Annotated in this window: 17 protein-coding genes; 6 read left to right on the forward strand and 11 right to left on the reverse strand. The window is 75.5% G+C overall.

From position 1 onward, the window contains the following. The first annotated feature begins 16 nt into the window (after positions 1 to 16). Both FSW04_RS19660 and FSW04_RS19665 read left to right on the forward strand, forming a co-directional pair. Positions 17 to 1537 carry an O-antigen ligase family protein gene (locus tag FSW04_RS19660; protein WP_146921932.1) on the forward strand — a complete coding sequence of 507 codons (1521 nt, stop codon included), beginning with the start codon at positions 17 to 19 and terminating at the stop codon, positions 1535 to 1537. 1206 nt (positions 1538 to 2743) lie between these two features. Beyond that, positions 2744 to 4063, forward strand: coding sequence for an acyltransferase family protein (locus tag FSW04_RS19665; RefSeq protein ID WP_146921933.1), 1320 nt, complete (start codon positions 2744 to 2746; stop codon positions 4061 to 4063). A 56-nt stretch (positions 4064 to 4119) separates the two neighbouring features. On the opposite strand, the gene FSW04_RS19670 is transcribed toward FSW04_RS19665, so the two are convergent. Then, positions 4120 to 4377 carry a hypothetical protein gene (locus tag FSW04_RS19670; protein WP_146921934.1) on the reverse strand — a complete coding sequence of 86 codons (258 nt, stop codon included), beginning with the start codon at positions 4375 to 4377 and terminating at the stop codon, positions 4120 to 4122. Between the two features lie 233 nt (positions 4378 to 4610). Next, the gene (locus tag FSW04_RS19675; protein ID WP_146921935.1) at positions 4611 to 5033 is read right to left on the reverse strand and encodes a hypothetical protein; all 423 of its coding nucleotides are present in this window, start codon (positions 5031 to 5033) and stop codon (positions 4611 to 4613) included. A 33-nt stretch (positions 5034 to 5066) separates the two neighbouring features. On the opposite strand from FSW04_RS19675, the gene FSW04_RS19680 reads away from it, so the two are divergent. The 4 genes from FSW04_RS19680 to FSW04_RS19695 are packed head-to-tail and all read left to right on the forward strand — an operon-like array spanning position 5067 to position 8004. Then, complete coding sequence (locus tag FSW04_RS19680) at positions 5067 to 5774, forward strand: glycosyltransferase family 2 protein (protein ID WP_146921936.1); 708 nt, start codon at positions 5067 to 5069, stop codon at positions 5772 to 5774. 42 nt (positions 5775 to 5816) lie between these two features. Next, positions 5817 to 6350 carry a M24 family metallopeptidase gene (locus FSW04_RS19685; RefSeq protein ID WP_146921937.1) on the forward strand — a complete coding sequence of 178 codons (534 nt, stop codon included), beginning with the start codon at positions 5817 to 5819 and terminating at the stop codon, positions 6348 to 6350. Further along, positions 6347 to 7153: an ABC transporter ATP-binding protein gene (locus FSW04_RS19690; protein WP_146921938.1), complete on the forward strand. Its 807-nt coding sequence runs from the start codon at positions 6347 to 6349 to the stop codon at positions 7151 to 7153. The genes FSW04_RS19685 and FSW04_RS19690 overlap by 4 nt, the downstream gene beginning before the upstream one ends. Next, positions 7150 to 8004, forward strand: a complete 855-nt coding sequence (locus FSW04_RS19695) for an ABC transporter permease subunit (protein ID WP_146921939.1) — start codon at positions 7150 to 7152, stop codon at positions 8002 to 8004. The genes FSW04_RS19690 and FSW04_RS19695 overlap by 4 nt, the downstream gene beginning before the upstream one ends. Positions 8005 to 8006: 2 nt before the next feature. Here the strand turns inward: FSW04_RS19695 and FSW04_RS19700 are convergent, their stop codons facing one another. The 9 genes from FSW04_RS19700 to FSW04_RS19735 are packed head-to-tail and all read right to left on the reverse strand — an operon-like array spanning position 8007 to position 17077. Then, a complete protein-coding gene (locus tag FSW04_RS19700) occupies positions 8007 to 8990 on the reverse strand; it encodes an HD domain-containing protein (protein ID WP_146921940.1) in 984 nt (327 codons plus the stop codon). Beyond that, positions 8987 to 10495, reverse strand: a complete 1509-nt coding sequence (locus FSW04_RS19705) for a hypothetical protein (protein ID WP_146921941.1) — start codon at positions 10493 to 10495, stop codon at positions 8987 to 8989. The genes FSW04_RS19700 and FSW04_RS19705 overlap by 4 nt, the downstream gene beginning before the upstream one ends. After that, positions 10492 to 11448, reverse strand: a complete 957-nt coding sequence (locus FSW04_RS19710; RefSeq protein ID WP_187368935.1) for a glycosyltransferase family 2 protein — start codon at positions 11446 to 11448, stop codon at positions 10492 to 10494. The genes FSW04_RS19705 and FSW04_RS19710 overlap by 4 nt, the downstream gene beginning before the upstream one ends. Continuing rightward, positions 11445 to 12611 carry a glycosyltransferase gene (locus tag FSW04_RS19715; RefSeq protein WP_146921942.1) on the reverse strand — a complete coding sequence of 389 codons (1167 nt, stop codon included), beginning with the start codon at positions 12609 to 12611 and terminating at the stop codon, positions 11445 to 11447. Before FSW04_RS19715 ends, FSW04_RS19710 begins: the two co-directional genes overlap by 4 nt. 30 nt (positions 12612 to 12641) lie before the next feature. Beyond that, positions 12642 to 13418, reverse strand: coding sequence for an alpha/beta fold hydrolase (locus FSW04_RS19720; protein ID WP_187368936.1), 777 nt, complete (start codon positions 13416 to 13418; stop codon positions 12642 to 12644). After that, entirely contained in the window at positions 13415 to 13795 is a 381-nt protein-coding gene (locus FSW04_RS26360) for a hypothetical protein (protein WP_187368937.1), read from the reverse strand. Before FSW04_RS26360 ends, FSW04_RS19720 begins: the two co-directional genes overlap by 4 nt. Before the next feature lie 32 nt (positions 13796 to 13827). Further along, a complete protein-coding gene (locus FSW04_RS19725; RefSeq protein ID WP_146921944.1) occupies positions 13828 to 15066 on the reverse strand; it encodes an SAM-dependent methyltransferase in 1239 nt (412 codons plus the stop codon). After that, positions 15063 to 15830 (reverse strand): DUF1365 domain-containing protein, encoded by a 768-nt coding sequence (locus FSW04_RS19730; RefSeq protein ID WP_228430596.1) that lies wholly within the window; start codon positions 15828 to 15830, stop codon positions 15063 to 15065. Before FSW04_RS19730 ends, FSW04_RS19725 begins: the two co-directional genes overlap by 4 nt. Further along, complete coding sequence (locus tag FSW04_RS19735) at positions 15827 to 17077, reverse strand: NAD(P)/FAD-dependent oxidoreductase (RefSeq protein WP_146921945.1); 1251 nt, start codon at positions 17075 to 17077, stop codon at positions 15827 to 15829. The genes FSW04_RS19730 and FSW04_RS19735 overlap by 4 nt, the downstream gene beginning before the upstream one ends. Positions 17078 to 17149: the final 72 nt, after the last annotated feature.

Here is a 17149-nt window from a genome sequence, read left to right on the forward strand (position 1 = left end):
GTACGCTGGCGCGCCGATGCGCCTCCGCGCCGTCACCGCCCTGGCGCTCGTCCTGCTCGCCGCCCCCACCGCCCTGGCGTTCGCCGACGGGGGGTTCAACGAGGGCGCCCGCGACGTCTCGCTCACCGGCGTCGGGGTGCTGCTCGGCCTCGCCGCCCTGCTCGCGCCGCGCCCCCTCCCCCAGACCGCCCCCGCCCGCTGGGCGCTCGGCGGCCTGGCCCTGCTGACCGCCTGGACCACGCTGAGCGAGCGCTGGGCGCCGCTGGCCGACGAGGCGTGGTCGACCGCCGAGCGCGACGCCCTGTACCTCGCCGGACTGGCGGCGGTCGCCGGGGTGCTGCACGCGCGCCGCCACGCGCGGCTCGCCGAGCCGGTCCTGGCCGCCGGCACGCTCATCGTCATCGGCTACGGCCTGCTGGGCCGGCTGCTGCCCGACGTCGTGCACGTCGTGTCCTCCGTGTCGGCCGGCGGACGCCTGGACAAGCCGCTGACCTACTGGAACGCGATGGGTGCGCTGGCCGCCATGGGCGTCGTGCTCTGCGCACGCCTGGGCGGCGACGCCACCCGCCCGGTCGCGCTGCGCTGCGCGGCCGCCGCGGCGGCGGCGCCGCTGGGCGCGGGCCTGTACCTGACGTTCTCGCGCGGCGGGCTCGCGGCGTGCGCCGCGGGGCTCGTGGTGCTCCTGGCCCTCACGCCGACCTGGAGCCAGCTGCGCGCGGCGATCATCGCCGTCGAGACCGGCGTGCTGGGCGCCGAGCTGTGCGCGTCGTCGTCGGCCGTGCGCACGCTGCAGGGCGGCCACCCCGCCCGCGACGGCGCGATCGTGCTCGTGCTCATCGTCGTCGTCATGGCGGCCGCGGCCGCGGTCCAATGGTGGGTCGCGGGCGTCGACAACGCCGGGACCGCGCGCCGCGGGCGGCTGCCGCTGCCACCCCACCACGCCTGGATCGCCGCGGCGCTGGTGGCGGCCATGCTCGTGATCCCCGTGGCCGTGGCCGCCAACAGCGACGGCCCGAGCTCCGTGGACCCCCGCTTCGGCTCGAGCACGAGCCGGCTGGCCAGCGCCGACTCGCCCCGCTACGAGTACTGGCGGGTCGCGCTGCACGCGTTCGCCCACCACCCCGTCAAGGGCGTCGGCGCGGGCGGCTTCGCCGCCGAGTGGCTGCGCGCGCGCCACGAGGCCCGCCCGGCGCGCGACGCGCACTCGCTGCCGATCGAGACGCTGGCCGAGCTCGGACTGGTCGGCGGGCTGCTGCTGGCCGCGTTCGCCGGCGGCGTCGCGGCCGCGGCGCGGCGCGTGCAGCGCACCGACCCCACGCTGGCGGCCGGCCCGGTGGCCGCGCTGGTGGCCTACGCCTTCCACGCCTCCATCGACTGGGACTGGGAGATGCCCGCGCTCTCGCTCGTGGCCGTCGCGCTCATGGGCCTCCTGCTGGCCCGCAGCGCGAGCAGCCGGCCCAGCAGTGCGTCGACCGCCACCGAGCCGAGCACGACGAGCCCGGGCTCGGCGGCGAACCTGAACCGCGTCGAGCCGTAGGTCACCGCGGCGACGAGGAGCACGAGCGCCACGGGGGCCAGCAGGACCAGCAGCGCGGGCTCGCGCCGGCGGCGCAGCAGCAGCGCCCCGGCGAACGCGAACGGGACGAGCAGCCAGTAGGCCAGCAGGCCCGCCCGCTGGGCCCGGACGTTACGGCCCTCCGCCGAGGCCAGGAATGCCCCCTGGTCCCACGGCCGGTAGACGTCCAGGACGCGGCCCAGCCGCGCCGCGACCACGACGGGCAGCCGCCCCGCGTGCGACGTCATGTAGTCGATCCCGCGGCGGCGGTACTCGGCGAAGCGCACGGACTCGTCGCCCGCGATCGCGTCGGAGCCGTAGCACTGGAACTTCCACGAGCCGATGAGGTCGCCGTAGTACGTGTCGCGGCAGTTGGCGCCGACCCAGATCCCGCTCGAGTTGTCCGAGATGAGGACCGGCTTGTCGAACGTCGTCAGCAGCCGCGCCTCCCACGGCGCCAGCACCAGGACGAAGGCCGCGAGCACCGATCCGGCGATCGCGCCGCGCCCGCGCCACGTCGGCGCCGCCCGCCAGGCCAGCGGCACGACGAGCAGCACGAGCAGGCCGATGGCCTCGCCGCGGGCCAGGGCCGCCAGCCCCAGCAGGCTGCCCAGCAGCCACCCCCGCCACAGCGCGGGCGAGCGGACGAGCCCGACGGCGGCCAGCAGCGCCGCCACGAGCGTGACGCCGTAGGTGGTCTCGGCCATGAGCGCCCCGTCGGGCAGCCACAGCATCGGGTACAGCGCCGCCATGAGCCCGGCGACGACGGCGACGCGGTCCGAACGGGTTACGGCCCGCGCCAGGAGTGCCACGAGCACGACCGTCACCGTCCCGACCCCGGCGAAGAACAGCTTCTGGTCCTGGGTCGTGTCGAGGCCCAGCAGCGTCGAGAGGGCGACGAGCAGGATGTGCAGTGGCGGGAACTCGGCGGTGGCCATGCCGGGCTCGTAGACGCGGTGCAAGCCCTCGCCGTGGGCCAGGTTCCCGCCCTGGAGGTGGTACATCAGCGCGTCGCCGAGGACGGGCGTGTGGCGGTTGGCCAGCACGTAGGCGACGCGGACGGCGAACGCCAGCAACGCCACGAGCGACAGGACGGTGCGGAGCCGGGGGCGCACGCCCGCCAGCCTAGAGATCGCCGCCCGCCGGGTCGGCGGTCCGGGGGCGCCGGACCTCTAGACTCGCGGCCCGATGGCGGGCCACAAGCACGCCGGTGCGCTGTCGCCGGAACTCACGCCCGACGCGCTGCGCCCGCCGCCGGGCAACCCGCGGTTCCCGCTCGTCGACGGGCTGCGCGCCGTCGCGGCGCTGTGCGTCGTCGTCACGCACACCGCGTTCATCTCGGGGTTCAACGGCCACGGCGAGCTCGGCGCGATCACCGCACGGCTGGACGTCGGCGTCGCGCTGTTCTTCGTGATCTCGGGCTTCCTGCTCTATCGGCCGTTCGTGGCCGCGCGCCACCTCGCCCGCCCCGCCCCGCGCGTCCTGCTGTACTTCCGCCGCCGCGCGCTGCGCATCCTGCCCGCCTACTGGCTGGCGCTGACCGTGCTGGCGATCTGGCCCGGCCTGCTGCTCGTGCACTCCGGCACGTGGTGGGTGTACTACGGCTTCCTGCAGGATCTGCGGGTGCCGTGGATCGAGGGCGGCATCACCGCGGCGTGGAGCCTGTGCGTCGAGGTTCAGTTCTACCTCCTGCTGCCGCTGTACGCCCTGGCCTGCGCGCGCTGGCTGAGCGGGCGGTCCTCCGCCGTGCAGGCCCGCGCCGAGGCCGGCGCGCTCGTGTTCCTGGCCGCGCTGTCGCTGCTGACGCGCACGTTGTTCTTCGACGATCCCGCCCCCGACACCGTGGCGAACACGATCGCCGGGACGTTCACGTGGTTCGCGCTGGGCATGGGCACGGCGGTGCTCAGCGTCCGCTGGCACGCCACACCGGTCGCGCAGCGTCCCGTGCCGCTGCGAGTCCTCGCCCGGCGCCCCGGCGCCGCGTGGGTGCTCAGCGCGCTCCTGCTGCTGCTCGTCACGCGCATCGGCATGCCCACGGTGACGATCACGGGGTACGACGGGCGCGACTGGTTCTTCGGGCACGTGCTCTACGGCGCGATCGCGCTGTGCTTCGCCGCGCCCGCGATGCTCGGCGACCCGGCCCGCGGCGGCGTGCCGGGGCGGGTCCTGGGCTGGCGGCCGGTCGCGTGGCTGGGCCTGGTGTCCTACGGCATCTTCCTGTGGCACCAGCCGCTGACGGGCAAGTTCATCGGCGTGCAGGATTGGACGACGCACGGGTCGTTCATCGTCTACACGCTCGTGGTCGCCGGCGTGGCGACGGGCTTCGCGACCCTCAGCTACTACCTCGTGGAGCGGCCGCTGCTGCGGTTCAAGGACCCGCCGGCACGGTCGCCCGGACGGACCCCCGGGGGCGACCCATCCGAGATCACGAGAGATGAGCCGCCCCGAACCGTCCTTGGCATCCAGCCGCCGACGGAGTCGCTGGAAGGCCGAGTCGGCCGACCTTAGCCCGCGCCGCCGCGCCGGTTCATCAAGAGATCGACAACGGATGCACAACGCACGGATCAAGGCGCGAGGTGCCCGGCGGCCTCGATGCGCAGGCCGCGCATCAGGCGGGCACAGGTGACACCCCACGACGTCCGGGAGACCTCGGTGTTCAGCGCCTCGACGACGAGCTCCTCGAGCGGGTCCGCGCACGCCGACGCGTGGTCGACGATCGCCCAGCCCGGGCGCTGCAGCCCGAGGTCCAGCTCGAAGACGACCTCGTCGAGCCCGGGCACGGGGAGCGGCCTGCTGAGCTGGTCGAGCGCGAACTGGGCCATCGCGCGCCGACCCTACCCGCGCGGCCGTGGGCGGTGCCGAGCGCGCTGGGCATCATTCCCCGCAACGTGCGGGGATCGGCGCCCCGCGCCGCCGTCCCCGCCGGGGATGGGGCGGGGAACGGCATGAGCGCTGGCGTCCGAGGACGCACGGCCCTTCTCAGAGCGACGCGCCCTCGAAGGGTCTTCCTGAAGCCACCTCCCACCGAGCGTCCTGCCCGGCCGGGGGCTGTCCATCAGCCGGCGCTCGCCGGTCCTGGCGCCGACGCCAGCCCGACGGGGTCCAGCGCGCGGGCACGATCCAGCGCATGGCCGGCCGACACCGTGTCGCCCTCGCGGGCCAGCACGATCGACAGCGCCAGCCAGGCGTTGCGGCGATCGGGCTCACGGTGCACGGCCGCCCCGGCCAGGCGCTCGGCGGGGCGCAGCGCGCCGACCCGGGAGAACGCCACCGCGCCGTTGACGAGCTCCTCCACGTCGCGGCAGTGGGCCTGCAGCCGGGCGGCGATGCCCGCGGCGTCGGCGACCGGACGCCGCCCGAGCGTGACCGACAGCGCGTCGACCTGGGCCCGCGCGCACGCGTCGTGCGCGGCGTGGCGGCTGACCCCGAGGACGACGAGCGCGACGGCGCAGGCCAGGAGGGCGATCCGGTGGATCATCGCGGCGGATCGTATGGCAGGGTGTCGGCCCAGATGCCGCCGCCGCTCGTCTCGATCCTCGTCCCCGCCTACGGCGAGGCCGGCACGATCGGCGAGGTCGTGCGCCGCGTGCTGGCCCTCGACGGCCTCGAGATCGAGCTCCTGGTGATCGACGACGGCTCGACCGACGCGACGGTGCCCGCGGCCCGCGAGGCCGCCGCCGGCGACCCGCGCCTGCGTGTGCTCACCCACGACCGCAACCGGGGCAAGGGCGCGGCGGTGCGCACGGGCATCGAGGCCTCCCGCGGCGACATCGTGGTGATCCAGGACGCCGACATGGAGTACGACCCCCGCGACCTGCCCAAGGTCCTGCAGCCCCTGCTCGACGGCGCCGCCGACGTCGTCTACGGCACGCGGCTGCGCGGCGGCGAGCCCCAGCGCGCGCACCTCTTCTGGCACTTCGTCGGCAACCGCTTCCTGTCGCTGCTGACCAACATCCTGTTCAACACGACCATCAGCGACATGGAGGTCGGCTACAAGGCCTTCCGCGGCGACCTCATCCGGTCCTTCCGCCTGGTCTCCGACGACTTCGCCTTCGAGCCCGAGGTCACTGCGAAGGTGCTGCGCACCCCCGGCGTGCGGCTGTACGAGATCCCGATCTCCTACTACGGGCGCTCCTACGACGAGGGCAAGAAGATCACCTGGCGCGACGGCTTCAAGGCGGTCTGGACCCTGCTGCGCTTCCGCTTCGCGCGGGTCTGAGGCCCGGCGGGCGCGCCCGCCCCCGTCGGTAGCCTCGAGCCGATGTCCGTCTGCACCCCTGAGGAGCTGGCCCTCCTGAAGGCCGCCGGGCGCGTCGTGGCCCGCACGCTGCGCGACCTGCGTGCCCGGGTGCGCCCGGGCATCAGCACGGCCGAGCTCGACGAGCAGGCGGACCGGCTCTTCGCTGCCGCCGGCGCGCGCTCGGGGCCGAGGCTGGACCACGGCCGCCTCGGCACGGTCTGCATCTCGGTCGACGACGAGGGCGTCCACGGCGTCCCGGGGCCGCGGCGGCTGCGGGAGGGCGAGCTCGTCAAGCTCGACGTCACGACCGAGCTCGACGGCTTCCACGCCGACGCGTGCCGCATCGTCGCGGTCGGCCGGGCGCGGCCGGGCGCGCTGAGGCTCAGGGCCGCGGCCGAGGCCGCGCTGCGCCGCGGGATGCAGGCCGCCACCGCCGGCGCCCCGATCAACCACATCGGCCGCGCCGCGCAGGGCGAGGTGCAGCGCCGCGGGTTCGCGGTCGGCACCGAGCTGACCCGCCACGGCAGCGGCGCACCGCTGGTCCTGACCGCGTGAGCGCGCTCACGGTCACCGGGCTGCACAAGCGCTACGGCGCCCACACGGCGCTCGACGGCGTCGACCTCGAGGTCGGCGACGGCGAGCTCGTCGGGCTCCTGGGGCCCAACGGCGCGGGCAAGTCGACGCTGACGAAGATCGCCTGCGGGCTCGTGCGGGCCACCGACGGCATCGTCGAGGTGACCCGGCCGCTGGGCTACCTGGCCGAGCTGTTCCGCTTCCCCGGGTGGTGCACCGCCGACGAGGTGCTGCTGCTGCACCAGCGCCTGGCCGCCTCGGACGGCGGCGCGGCCGAGCGGGCCGACCTGCTGTCCCTCGTCCGCCTCGAGGAGGACGCCGGCATGCGCGTCGAGGCCATGTCCAAGGGCATGCAGCAGCGCCTCGGCCTGGCGCAGGCGATGATCGGGTCCCCGCGCCTGCTCCTGCTCGACGAGCCCACGAGCGCCCTGGACCCCGGCGGGCGGCGCACCGTGCGCGACCTGCTGGAGGAGCTGCGCCGCCGCGGCATCGCGGTGCTGCTCAACACCCACCTGCTCAGCGAGGTCGAGCTCGTGTGCGATCGCGTCGTGATCATCGACCGCGGCCGCGTCGTCGCCGCCGGGCGCCCGGCCGACCTCGCGCGCCCGCGGGGCGTCGAGGTCGAGCTGGCCTCGGGCACCCGCGTCGTGGAGGGCGCCGCGCGCGAGGACGTCCCGGGGATCGTCGCGCGCCTCGTGGCCGACGGCGAGGAGGTCTACGGCGTGCGGGTGCTGCGCTCCAGTCTCGAGGACGTCTACCTCGACACGGTGGTCGACGTCCGGTGAGCGGCGTGCTCATCGTGGCCCGCCACGCCCTGCAGGAGGCGCTGCGCCGGCGCGTGCTCGCCGTGGTCGTCGTGCTCACGCTGGGCTTCGGCGCGCTGTACGCCTGGGGCACCGACGAGCTGTTCAAGGACGTCAGCGGCTTCTCGCACGACCCGTCGGGCCTGGACCCGCGGGCGCTGGCCGGCGCGACGATCCTCGGGCTGGCGATGTTCGGCGCGCTGTTCCTCGGCACCGTCCTGGCGACGTTCCTGACGGCGGGCGCCGTGCGCGGCGACGCCGAGCGCGGGCTGCTGCAGCCGCTCGTCGTGCGACCTCTGAGCCGCTCGCAGTACCTCGGCGGCCGCTTCCTGGCCGCCGCGACGGTCAGCGCGCTGTACGTGCTCGTCGTCTACGCAGGCGCCGTGGTGGTCGTCGGCCTGCTCGGCGACTGGTGGCCGCTGCATCCCGTCGGCGCCGCGCTGCGCCTGGCCGGCGGCGCGGCGCTCGTCGCGGCGCTGGCGCTGCTGGGCTCGATCTTCCTCGGGGCCACGGCCAACGGGATCTGCATCCTCATGGCCTACGGCGCGGGACTGCTGGCCGGCCTGCTGGGCGCGATCGGCGACGCGGTTCCCTCCCACACCCTGCAGCGCATCGCCGACATCGGCTCCTGGGTGCTGCCGTTCGAGGGCCTGTACCGCGACGCGCTGCGCATGCTCGTGGCCGACGTGCCCGGGGTGACCGGCGCGATCATCCAGCTCGGCCCGCTCGGCGGATCGCACGACGCCGGTCCGCTGCTCGTGCCGTGGGCGGTCGCCTACGGCGTGCTCGTGCTCGCGGCCGCCGCCCTGGCGTTCTCGCGCCGCGACCTCTGAGCTCAGGCGGCGCGGACCGCGATCCCGGCGGCGACGCGCGCCCGCAGGGCCGCGGCGTCGCGGGCGATGGACGGCGCAAGCGCCGAGGCGCGCACGGGCGCGCCCTCGGCGCCCAGCACGAGCGGGTCGACGGTGCGGGGCTTGGGATGCACGACGACGTCGGCGTCCTCCCCCGGGCGGGCGAGCACGGCGCGGGCCCCGGGCACCAGGCGCGCCAGTGCGCCGTCGATCTCCGGGTCGGCGGCCCCGCGCAACCGGTCCAGCAGCGCGGCGTCGGTGCTCAGCAGGTCGGCCGGGTCCAGCGCGCCGAGCGCCAGGGCGCGGCGGATCGCCCCGGCCAGCACCCAGTCGGCCCAGATCCCGGTCGGGTCGCAGAAGACCGTCCCCACCAGCCGGTCGAACCGCTCGGCGAACCAGGCTGCCGGCCCCGGGGCGGTCACCGCGAGCGTGCCCTCTTCGGTCACGGCCAGCGCGTCGAGGAAGGCCCGGGCGCACCCGGCCGTCACGAGCCCCTCGCAGACGGCGTCGCGCAGCGCGTAGTCGATGCGGTCGGCGCAGAGGTCGGGCGCCTCGCGATCCAGCAGCGGCCAGTCGTGCAGCGCCAGGACGGCGTCGGGGTCCAGCCCGTGGCCGGCCAGCAGCGCCGGCACCTCGCCGGCGCGCAGCAGGTCGACGCCGGCGTCTTCGTGCCAGCAGTCGCCGGCGTCGTCGAAGACGCGGTCGATCACGTGCGAGAACGCCCCGTGGCCCGCGTCGTGCAACAGCGCCGCGGCCTGCTCGGCGGTCGACCCGCCCAGGCGGCGGACGAGGAGCATCGTGCCCACGCTGTGCTGCAGGCGCGTGACGTCCCGGCCGGGTCGCACGAGCCAGACCGCCCCCGCCTGGTGCACGCCGGCCAGCCGCTGCAGGGCGGCCGTGCCCAGCAGCGCGCGCAGCACGGGCTCGCGGACGTCGGCGGCGCCGTGCAGCGCGTCGGCGACCCTCACGCCTGCCGGCGCCCCAGCAGCACGTAGTCGCCGTACTGGCCGATCTGGCGGAAGTGGGCCTCGATCCAGTCGTCGAGGAGGTGCACGCCGGAGGACTTGGAGGAGCCGTTGTCCTCGAGCGCCAGGGCCAGCGGTGACTCCCAGCGCACGATGAGGCGGGTGTCGCTGCGCACCAGGTCGCGGATCATCTCGCGCTGCACCTCGGCCGTCGTGACGACCCCGGGCTGCACGACGTCGTAGCGCGTCGGGTTCGTGCGGTCCAGCAAGGTGTACAACAACGTGTCCCCCACCCGCACGTGGTCGTAGCGCGGCGGCGCCGACAGCACCGGCATGCCGGGACGTGAGCGCTCGTCGACCGCGATGGCGAGCGCCTGAAGTGCCTTGGCGTCCTCGGGCGTCGAGCGGATCTCGACGCCGTCGGGCAGCTCGACGGCCACCATCTCGCTGGCGTCGCGCACCTTGCCCAGCTGGCGGTCCAGGCCGTGGACGACGATGAGCGCCAGGGCGACCGCCAGTGCCACCTGCAGCCAGCGGCGCGGCTCGCGCGCCGCGGCCGCCGCGAGCCCGACGCCCAGCACGGCCGACAGCGGCACGAGGTGGAACTCGTCGGTGCGGGCCAGCAGGTAGCCCAGCCCCGCGACCATGAGGGCCGCCAGCGCCCCGCCCCGGCGGCGCGGCAGCGCCGAGGCGGCCCAGAGGATCACCGCGACGACGAGGATCGCCGGGAAGGTCCGCTCGAGCACCTTGTTGGGGTCGGTGGTATGCGGCGCCAGGGGGAACGGGAGGCGCTGCAGCCCCTGCTTGCCCACGAAGCCGAACGTCTGGGAGAGCAGGTCCCCCGGCGCGACGACGAGGAACGGGAGCAGGCCGGCGAGGCCGACCGCCGCCGCGACGGCCAGGGGCGTCAACGACACGCGCGAGCGGCCGTGCAGCACGGCGGCGCCGATGGCCGCCGCCACGCCGATCTCCGGCCGGAAGAGGAACGCCAGCCCGGCCAGGGCGCCGGCGAGCGAGCCCCGGCGCCGGGCGACCAGCAGCGCGCCGAGGGCCAGGGTGGTGGCCGAGGCGTTGGGCCCGGGCGTCAGCGGCCAGGCCATCGCCGCCGCCACCGCCGCCCAGGAGGCCAGCGCCCAGCGGTCGTTGACGGTCTCGCGGCGGACGAGCAGGTAGGCGAGCACCGCGGCGGCCGCCCCCGTGAAGACCCGCAGCACCCGCCAGCCCCAGAGCGTGTTGCCGATGAGGGCCTGCACGAGCGGCTGGCCGGGGAGATAGTTGCACCAGAAGTCGCGGTAGGGCCACTGGCCCCCGGCGATGCGGTGGCCCCACTGCAGCATGAGGCCCTCGTCGTGCGGGCCCAGGCCCGCACGCATGTCGAGGGCGGCCAGCGCGGCGGCCAACAGCCCCAGGATCAGCAGCCGCCAGACGGACACCTCGACGGTGTGGCGGAAGAACCCCAGGGACGGCTCATGGCCCCGGCGGTGGCGGCGGCCGCCCACGGTGCTCACTCCAGCGCCTCCCGGTGGCCTCCGGCCCCCGGCCCGCGCCACGGGCGCCAGGGAACGGCCTGTGCCATCGCCGCGGCCCCGGGCGCCCCGCCGGCCGCGCGGCGAGCCCGCAGGCTGCCGCGCGCGTCGCGCAGCCCGGCCGCGAGCCCGCGCAGGTGGCCGCGCAGCGTTCCGCCGCGCGCGGCCGACACGAGCCAGCCGGCCTGCCGGTAGGCCACGAACGGGGCCCAGCGCAGCGGGAACCAGCGGGTGACGAGCAGGAGGCTGTTGCGCGCGACCCAGAAGCCGACGGCCGCGCCCGAGCCCCCTCCGGCGTGGCGCGCCACCGCGGGCTCGTAGCGGCACGTCCACCCCGCCAGCCGCAGGCGCAGCGCGAGGTCGACGTCCTCGAGGTACATCCCGTAGCGCTCGTCGAAGCCGCCCGCGGCGACCACGGCGTCGCGGCGGTACAGCGCGGCGCCCGCGCACGCGCCCCAGATCTCCCCGGCCTCGCCGAAGCGCGACGGCGGGTCGGTGTCCCGGCGCCCGTGGCCGCGCTGCTCGCAGACGCCGTCGCGGCGCAGCGTGTCGCCGGCGTCGTCGATGAGGCCCGGGTCGTCCATCCCGACCATCTTGCACGCCACGGACCCCGCCTCGGGTGCGGCCTCCAACACTCCTGCCATCCGCGCCACCCAGTCGGGTGCCAGGACGACGTCGGTGTTGACCAGCGCGACCGCGTCGCAGTCGGCGACGGAGGCGATGCCGAGGTTGACCGCCGCGGCGAACCCTCCGGGCTGCCCGCGGCCCACCACGTCGATCCCCTGGGCGCGCAGCCAGGCCACGGATTCGTCGCGCGAGCCGTCGTCGACGACGATGAGGCGGTCCGGGGACCGGGTCTGGGCGCGGAGCGAGTCGATCAGGCCGGGCAGCCACCGGCGCCCGTCGCGATTGGGGACGACGACCGCGACCCTCACGCGGCCGTTCGGCGCCCGGCGAGCGCCAGGCCCAGCGCCGGCCGCCGGCGCTCCCCGCGTGGACCCGGGCCGGCCGCGAGGCCCTGCTCGACGTTCGCGAGGATCCCCGCACGGAACGCGTCGGCGCTGAAGCGCTGCGCGTTGGCGACGCAGTCGGCGGGGTCGACCGACAGCGGGTCGAACGCCGCCACCGCCTCGGCGAGGGCCTCCGGCGTCGCGCTCTCGTAGAAGACCCCGGTGCGCCCCTCCACCACGGACTCCGTCACGCCGCCCTCGTCGAGCGCGATGACCGGCCGCCCGGCGGCCTGGGCCTCGACGGCGGCGATGCCGAACTCCTCCGTCGCGGTGACCACCAGCGCCCGCGAGGTCGCCAGCAGCCGCGCGACCTCGGCGTCGCTGACCCGACCGGTGAAGCGCACGGTCGGGCCCGCCAGCCGCTGCAGGCGCCGCGCGTCGGGCCCGTCGCCGATGATGACCAGCGGACGGCGCAGCTGGCCGAACGCGCGCACGGCCAGCTCGATGCGCTTGTGCGGCATGAGCTCGGACAGGACGACGTAGTGCTCGCCGGGCACGCCGGGCGCGAAGCGCTCGATCTCCACGGGCGGGTGCACGACGTCGGCCTCGCGGGTGAAGTAGCGCGCGATCCGCCGGCGCGTGGTCTCCGAGTTGGCCACGTAGCGGTCGACCCGTTGGGCGGCGATCCAGTCCCACTGGCGCCAGCGCGACAGCACCGCGCCCAGCGCGGCCCGCGCGATCGGCCCGCGGCCGCGCAGCGTCGCCTCGCGCGCGTTCCAGGCGTAGCGGAAGGGGTTGTGGCAGTAGCAGACGTGCACCGCGTTCTCGGAGGGCAGCACGCCGTGCGCCCAGGCCGACGAGCTCGAGAGCACGAGGTCGTAGCCGCTGAGGTCCAGCGCCTCCATGGCGTAGGGGTAGAGCGGCAGGTAGCGCCGGAACGACGTGGCGTCGGGCCGCAGGCGCTGCAGGAACGACGTGTGCACCCGCCGGTGGGCGAAGCGCCCCTCGGTGCCGACCGGGTCGTAGACCGCCGTGAACAGGTCGGCCTCGGGGAACATCTCGCAGAGCGCGAGGAACACGCGCTCGCCCCCGCGCAGGTCCAACAGGAAGTCGTGGACCAGTGCGACGCGTGGCTCATCCGGCAGCATCCGGCGGCGAGTCTAATTCCCCGGGCCGACTCACCACGCTGCGGCCGGCACGGCGCTCCCCGCCAGCAGGGCCGCGGCGACCGCCCCGGGGTCGTCCCACATCGGGATGTGGCCGCAGCCCGGGAGCGCGATCTCCCGTATCGCGGCGGGGATCGTGCGGGGGCGGGCGATGAGGCGGTCGTGCTCGGGCCAGACCAGGGTCACGGGTACGCCGACGCGGTCGAGGTCCGGGAACCGACCGGCGCGCATCGCCGCGTTGACGGCGGTGAAGCCGGGCGCCCGACCGTAGGAGCGCACGAGCGCCGCGGCGTCGGCCGGCGGCACGCGCTCGGGGTGGGCCATCGTCCCCAGCAGCGTCACGCGCCGCACCGCGGTGACGCGGGTGGCCGCGCCGATCACGGGCGCGACCGCGCGGGCCAGGCTCCGGGCCACCCCGGGCTTGGGCGCCAGCGGGGCGCTCCACAGGCCGGCGGGCGCGATCGCGGTGACGGTCTGCGCGGCGCGGTCGAGCCCCAGCGCCAGCGCGACCCAGCCGCCGAGCGAGTTGCCCGCCACGTGCCATGACGCCGGGCCCAGCGCGTCATCGCAGAACGCGCGGACGGCGCCGGCCAGGGCGCCCGGCGTCGGCGTGACGCCCGGCGGCAGCGGCGCCGACCCGCCGAACCCGGGGAGGTCGACGGTGACGACCTCGCGGTGGGCGGCCAGGTGCGCCAGGACGGGGCGCCAGACGTGGCGGTCGGCCCCCAGCGGGTGCAAGAGCACCAGCGGCGGCCCGGTCCCCGTCCGGTCGTGGGCGAGCCCGGTCACCGCTCCTGGATCGCGAGCGCGGCGCCCGTGAGCGCGACGGAGGCGCCGATGACCAGCGCGGCGGCCTTCGCCGAGCCGTCGGGCAGCCCGGCACGGCCGGCCAGCGTGGCGCCGAGGTCGGCGAGGTCGCCGGCGATGGCGGCGCCCAGCCACGGCCGCACGGGCGAGCCGGTCACGGCGGCGACGAGCGCCCCACCGTTGATGACCGCGTCGCGGGCGCCGAGGCCGCGCAGCGCGACCTTCGTCGGGTCAGTGGCCGAGGACGGGCCGAGCCAGCGCAGCGCCAGGCGCTCGGGCCGGGCGGTGAGCAGGGCGCCGTAGCCGACCCGGAAGGCGGCGACGGCGACGGCGGCGGTGCGTGGGGAGGCGAGGGTCATCCTGGGGGTACGAATGTGGCTCGGCGCCGCGATCAGCCCGTCGCCGAGGTGCTGACGGCGGGCAGCGACGCGCCGGGCTCGCAGACCGACGGGCGCCAGTGCGGCTTGGCCAGGACGGTCTGCACCAGGCCGATGCGGTGCTCGGCGAAGCCGGCCTCGCAGTAGGCCAGGTACATCCGCCACAGGCGGCGGAAGCGCTCGTCGTAGCCCAGGGCCTCGAGCCGGTCCTCGGCCGCGTCGAAGTTCACGCGCCAGCGCCGCAGCGTCTCGGCGTAGTGGGGCGTGAGGTCCTCGAGGTGCACCGTGCGAAGGTCGGTGTCGCGCGCGACGCACCGGGCGATGACCTCGCGCGAGGGCAGGCACCCGTTGGGGAAGATGAGCGTGCGCATGAAGCTCTTGGACGCGCGCTCGACCGCGTAGGCGCGGTCGTCCATCACGATGGCCTGCAGGAGCATGGAGCCGTCGGGAGCCAGCAGGTCGCTGCAGCAGCGGAAGTAGGTGTCGAAGTCCTTCCAGCCGACGGCCTCGATCATCTCGATGGAGACGAGCTTGTCGTAGCGCCCGCGCAGGTCGCGGTAGTCGTCGCGCAGCACGGTGACGCGGTCCTGCAGCCCCGCCTCGCGCACGCGGCGCACCGCCACGTCGTGCTGCTCGGCCGAGATCGTCGTCGTCGTGACCCGGCAGCCGCGCGTCGAGGCGGCGTGCACGGCGAAGCCGCCCCAGCCCGTCCCGATCTCCAGGACGTGGTCTGCGGCGCCGATGTCGAGCTTGTCGCAGATGCGGTCCAGCTTGGCCCGCGACGCCTCCTCCAGGCTCATCCCCGGGCGCTCGAACACCGCCCCCGAGTACATCATCGTGGGGTCGAGCATGATCTCGAACAGGTCGTTGCCCAGGTCGTAGTGAGCGGCGATGTCCTGCCGGCTGCGCAGCGGCGTGTTGCGCACGAACGCCAGGCGCGCGCGCTGGAACGGCTCGCGCAGCGGCGTCATCCGCCGGCGCACCTCGTCGAGCTTGGTCACGTTGCGCGCCGCGACGCGCACGAGCGCCGTCAGATCCGGCGAGTCCCACAGCCCGTCGCGGTAGGACTCGGCCAGGCCGAGGCTGCCGCGCAGCAGCGCCACCCAGGCGCGGTCCGAGCGGATCGACATCGTGGCCTCGGGCGCCCCGTGCCCGAAGACGTGGCGCTGCGGGCCCTCGACGACCGTGAGACGGCCGACCTCGATGCGGCGCAGGATGGACAGGACGACGGCACGGGCGGCGCGCTCGGTCACGGGGCCTCCGGGAGCGTGGGACGGGGATGGATGGGCACGCGCTTGAGCGCCAGGGCGGCGGCGTGGGCATAGATGAGCGCCAGGACGCGGAGCGTCGCGGCGGGATGGCGGCCCACGACGCGAGCCAGGGTGCGCGGCGTGAACGGCGCGCGGCGCAGCGAGAGCGTCGCGTCGAACACGCGCTCGCCGCCCTCGCGGCTCTCGATGTGGACCGACAGCGTGGGCCGCGCGGGCGACGGCTGGGTGGCGTGCCACTCGTAGGACTGGTCCATGCCCATGAACGGCGAGACGTGCAGGCGCTTGTCGAAGTGGCCCTTGATGACGCCGGCCCCGTCGGGCGGCGCGGGCAGCACGTAGGCGTGGCGCTCGGACCACGGCGTGCTCGTCACCTCGGCCACGACGCACTGCAGCGTCCCGTCGGCCCGGTGGCAGTAGTAGAAGCTGACCGGGTTGAAGCAGTGGCCGAAGGTCCGCAGCTGGGTCAGCAGGCGGATCGGGCCGTCGGGCGCGGTCCCGGTGCGCTGCGCGACGAGGTCGCGGACCGCGTCGGCCAGGCCCACCTGCGGGTCGCCGAGGTAGTCCGCGCGGCGGAACCGCACGAGCCCCGGCCCGCGGCGCACCAGGCGGCCCCCCAGCAGGCGGGGGAGCTCTTCGAGGTCGACGTAGGCCATGGAGATCCGGTGGCGGAACGCGTGCGGGCGCACGGCGAAGCGCCGGTGGCGCACCGTGCCCTCGTAGAACGCGCTCTGCAGGATGGCGCTCACGGGACGGCGACCCCGAGCTCGCGGGCGACGCGCAGGCCGCTGACGACACCGTCCTCGTGGAAGCCCCAGCCCCAGTAGGCGCCGCAGTAGTGCGTGCGCCCGCGGCCGCCGCTGATCTCCCCCACGCGCGCCTGGGCCCGCGCGCCCTCCAGCGTGTACACGGGATGGGCGTACTGGATCGTGCGCACGATCCTGGCCGGGTCGATGGCCTCCGTGCGGTTCAGCGTCACGCACCACTGGTGCTCGGCGGGCAGCGACTGCAGGCGGTTCATGTGGTAGGTCACCGTCGGCCGTCCGGTCGGCGACCCGCACAGGTGGTAGTTCCAGCTCGCCCAGGCCCGCCGGCGGCGGGGCAGCAGCCCGCGGTCGGTGTGCAGCACCGCCTCGTTGGGCTGGTAGGGGAAGGCGCCGAGCAGCTCGCGCTCGGCGCGCGTGGCACCGGCGCCGAGGATCGCCAGCGCCTGGTCGGCGTGCAGCGCGAGCACGACGTGGTCGTAGCGCTCGGGCTCGCGCCCGGCGGCCGTCACGGTCACGCCGTCCTCGTCGCGCTCCAGCGCGGTGACGGGCGTCGAGAGCGCGATGCGCTCGGCGAACGGCGCGATGAGCGCATCGACGTAGCGCCGCGAGCCGCCCTGGACGGTGCGCCAGCGCGGGCGGTCGCGCAGCTCGAGCATCCCGTGGTTGTCGAAGAACTGGATGAGGAAGCGCGCGGGGAACGTCGCCATCTGCTCCGGGCGCGCGGACCAGACGGCGGCCGCCTGGGGCACGATGAGCCGGTCGATGAAGTCGCGGGAGAAGCGCTGGGCCTCCAGCCACTCCGCGAGCGATGGGTCGGCGTCGGAGGCCAGCAGCTCGCGCGCGGCGCGCTGGAAGCGGCGGACGTCGAGGACCATGCGGGCGAAGCGCGGCGAGGCCAGGTGGGAGCGCTTGGCGAACAGGCCGTTGACCGACGTCGAGGCGTACTCGAAGTCGCCGGCGTCGTCGCCCACCCCGAAGCTCATGTCGCTGTCCTGGGACGCGACGCCGAGACGGCCCAGCAGCCGCTCGAAGTTCGGGTAGTTGCGGGTGTTGAACACGATGAACCCGGTGTCGACGTCCAGCATGCCGTCCCGGTCCTGCACCGAGATCGTATTCGTGTGGCCGCCCGCGTAGGCTCCGGCCTCGTACACGCGCACGTCATGGTCGACGTGCAGCGCGTGCGCGGCCACCAGCCCGGACACCCCGGCTCCGATCACGGCGATCTTCATCGTGAGGGGATTCGTGCCAAGAGCGTCGTTCGGATCATCGGATGACCGCCGGCGGCGCCCGGGCGGGCCCGG

It is taken from the genome of Baekduia soli (assembly GCF_007970665.1).
GTDB lineage: Bacteria > Actinomycetota > Thermoleophilia > Solirubrobacterales > Solirubrobacteraceae > Baekduia > Baekduia soli.

Coding starts and splice junctions, on each gene's coding strand:
- FSW04_RS19660 (WP_146921932.1), top strand. CDS start 17: ATGCGCCTCCGCGCCGTCACCGCCCTGGCGCTCGTCCTGCTCGCCGCC.
- FSW04_RS19665 (WP_146921933.1), top strand. CDS start 2,744: ATGGCGGGCCACAAGCACGCCGGTGCGCTGTCGCCGGAACTCACGCCC.
- FSW04_RS19670 (WP_146921934.1), bottom strand. CDS start 4,377: ATGGCCCAGTTCGCGCTCGACCAGCTCAGCAGGCCGCTCCCCGTGCCC.
- FSW04_RS19675 (WP_146921935.1), bottom strand. CDS start 5,033: ATGATCCACCGGATCGCCCTCCTGGCCTGCGCCGTCGCGCTCGTCGTC.
- FSW04_RS19680 (WP_146921936.1), top strand. CDS start 5,067: ATGCCGCCGCCGCTCGTCTCGATCCTCGTCCCCGCCTACGGCGAGGCC.
- FSW04_RS19685 (WP_146921937.1), top strand. CDS start 5,817: ATGTCCGTCTGCACCCCTGAGGAGCTGGCCCTCCTGAAGGCCGCCGGG.
- FSW04_RS19715 (WP_146921942.1), bottom strand. CDS start 12,611: ATGCTGCCGGATGAGCCACGCGTCGCACTGGTCCACGACTTCCTGTTG.
- FSW04_RS26360 (WP_187368937.1), bottom strand. CDS start 13,795: ATGACCCTCGCCTCCCCACGCACCGCCGCCGTCGCCGTCGCCGCCTTC.
- FSW04_RS19735 (WP_146921945.1), bottom strand. CDS start 17,077: ATGAAGATCGCCGTGATCGGAGCCGGGGTGTCCGGGCTGGTGGCCGCG.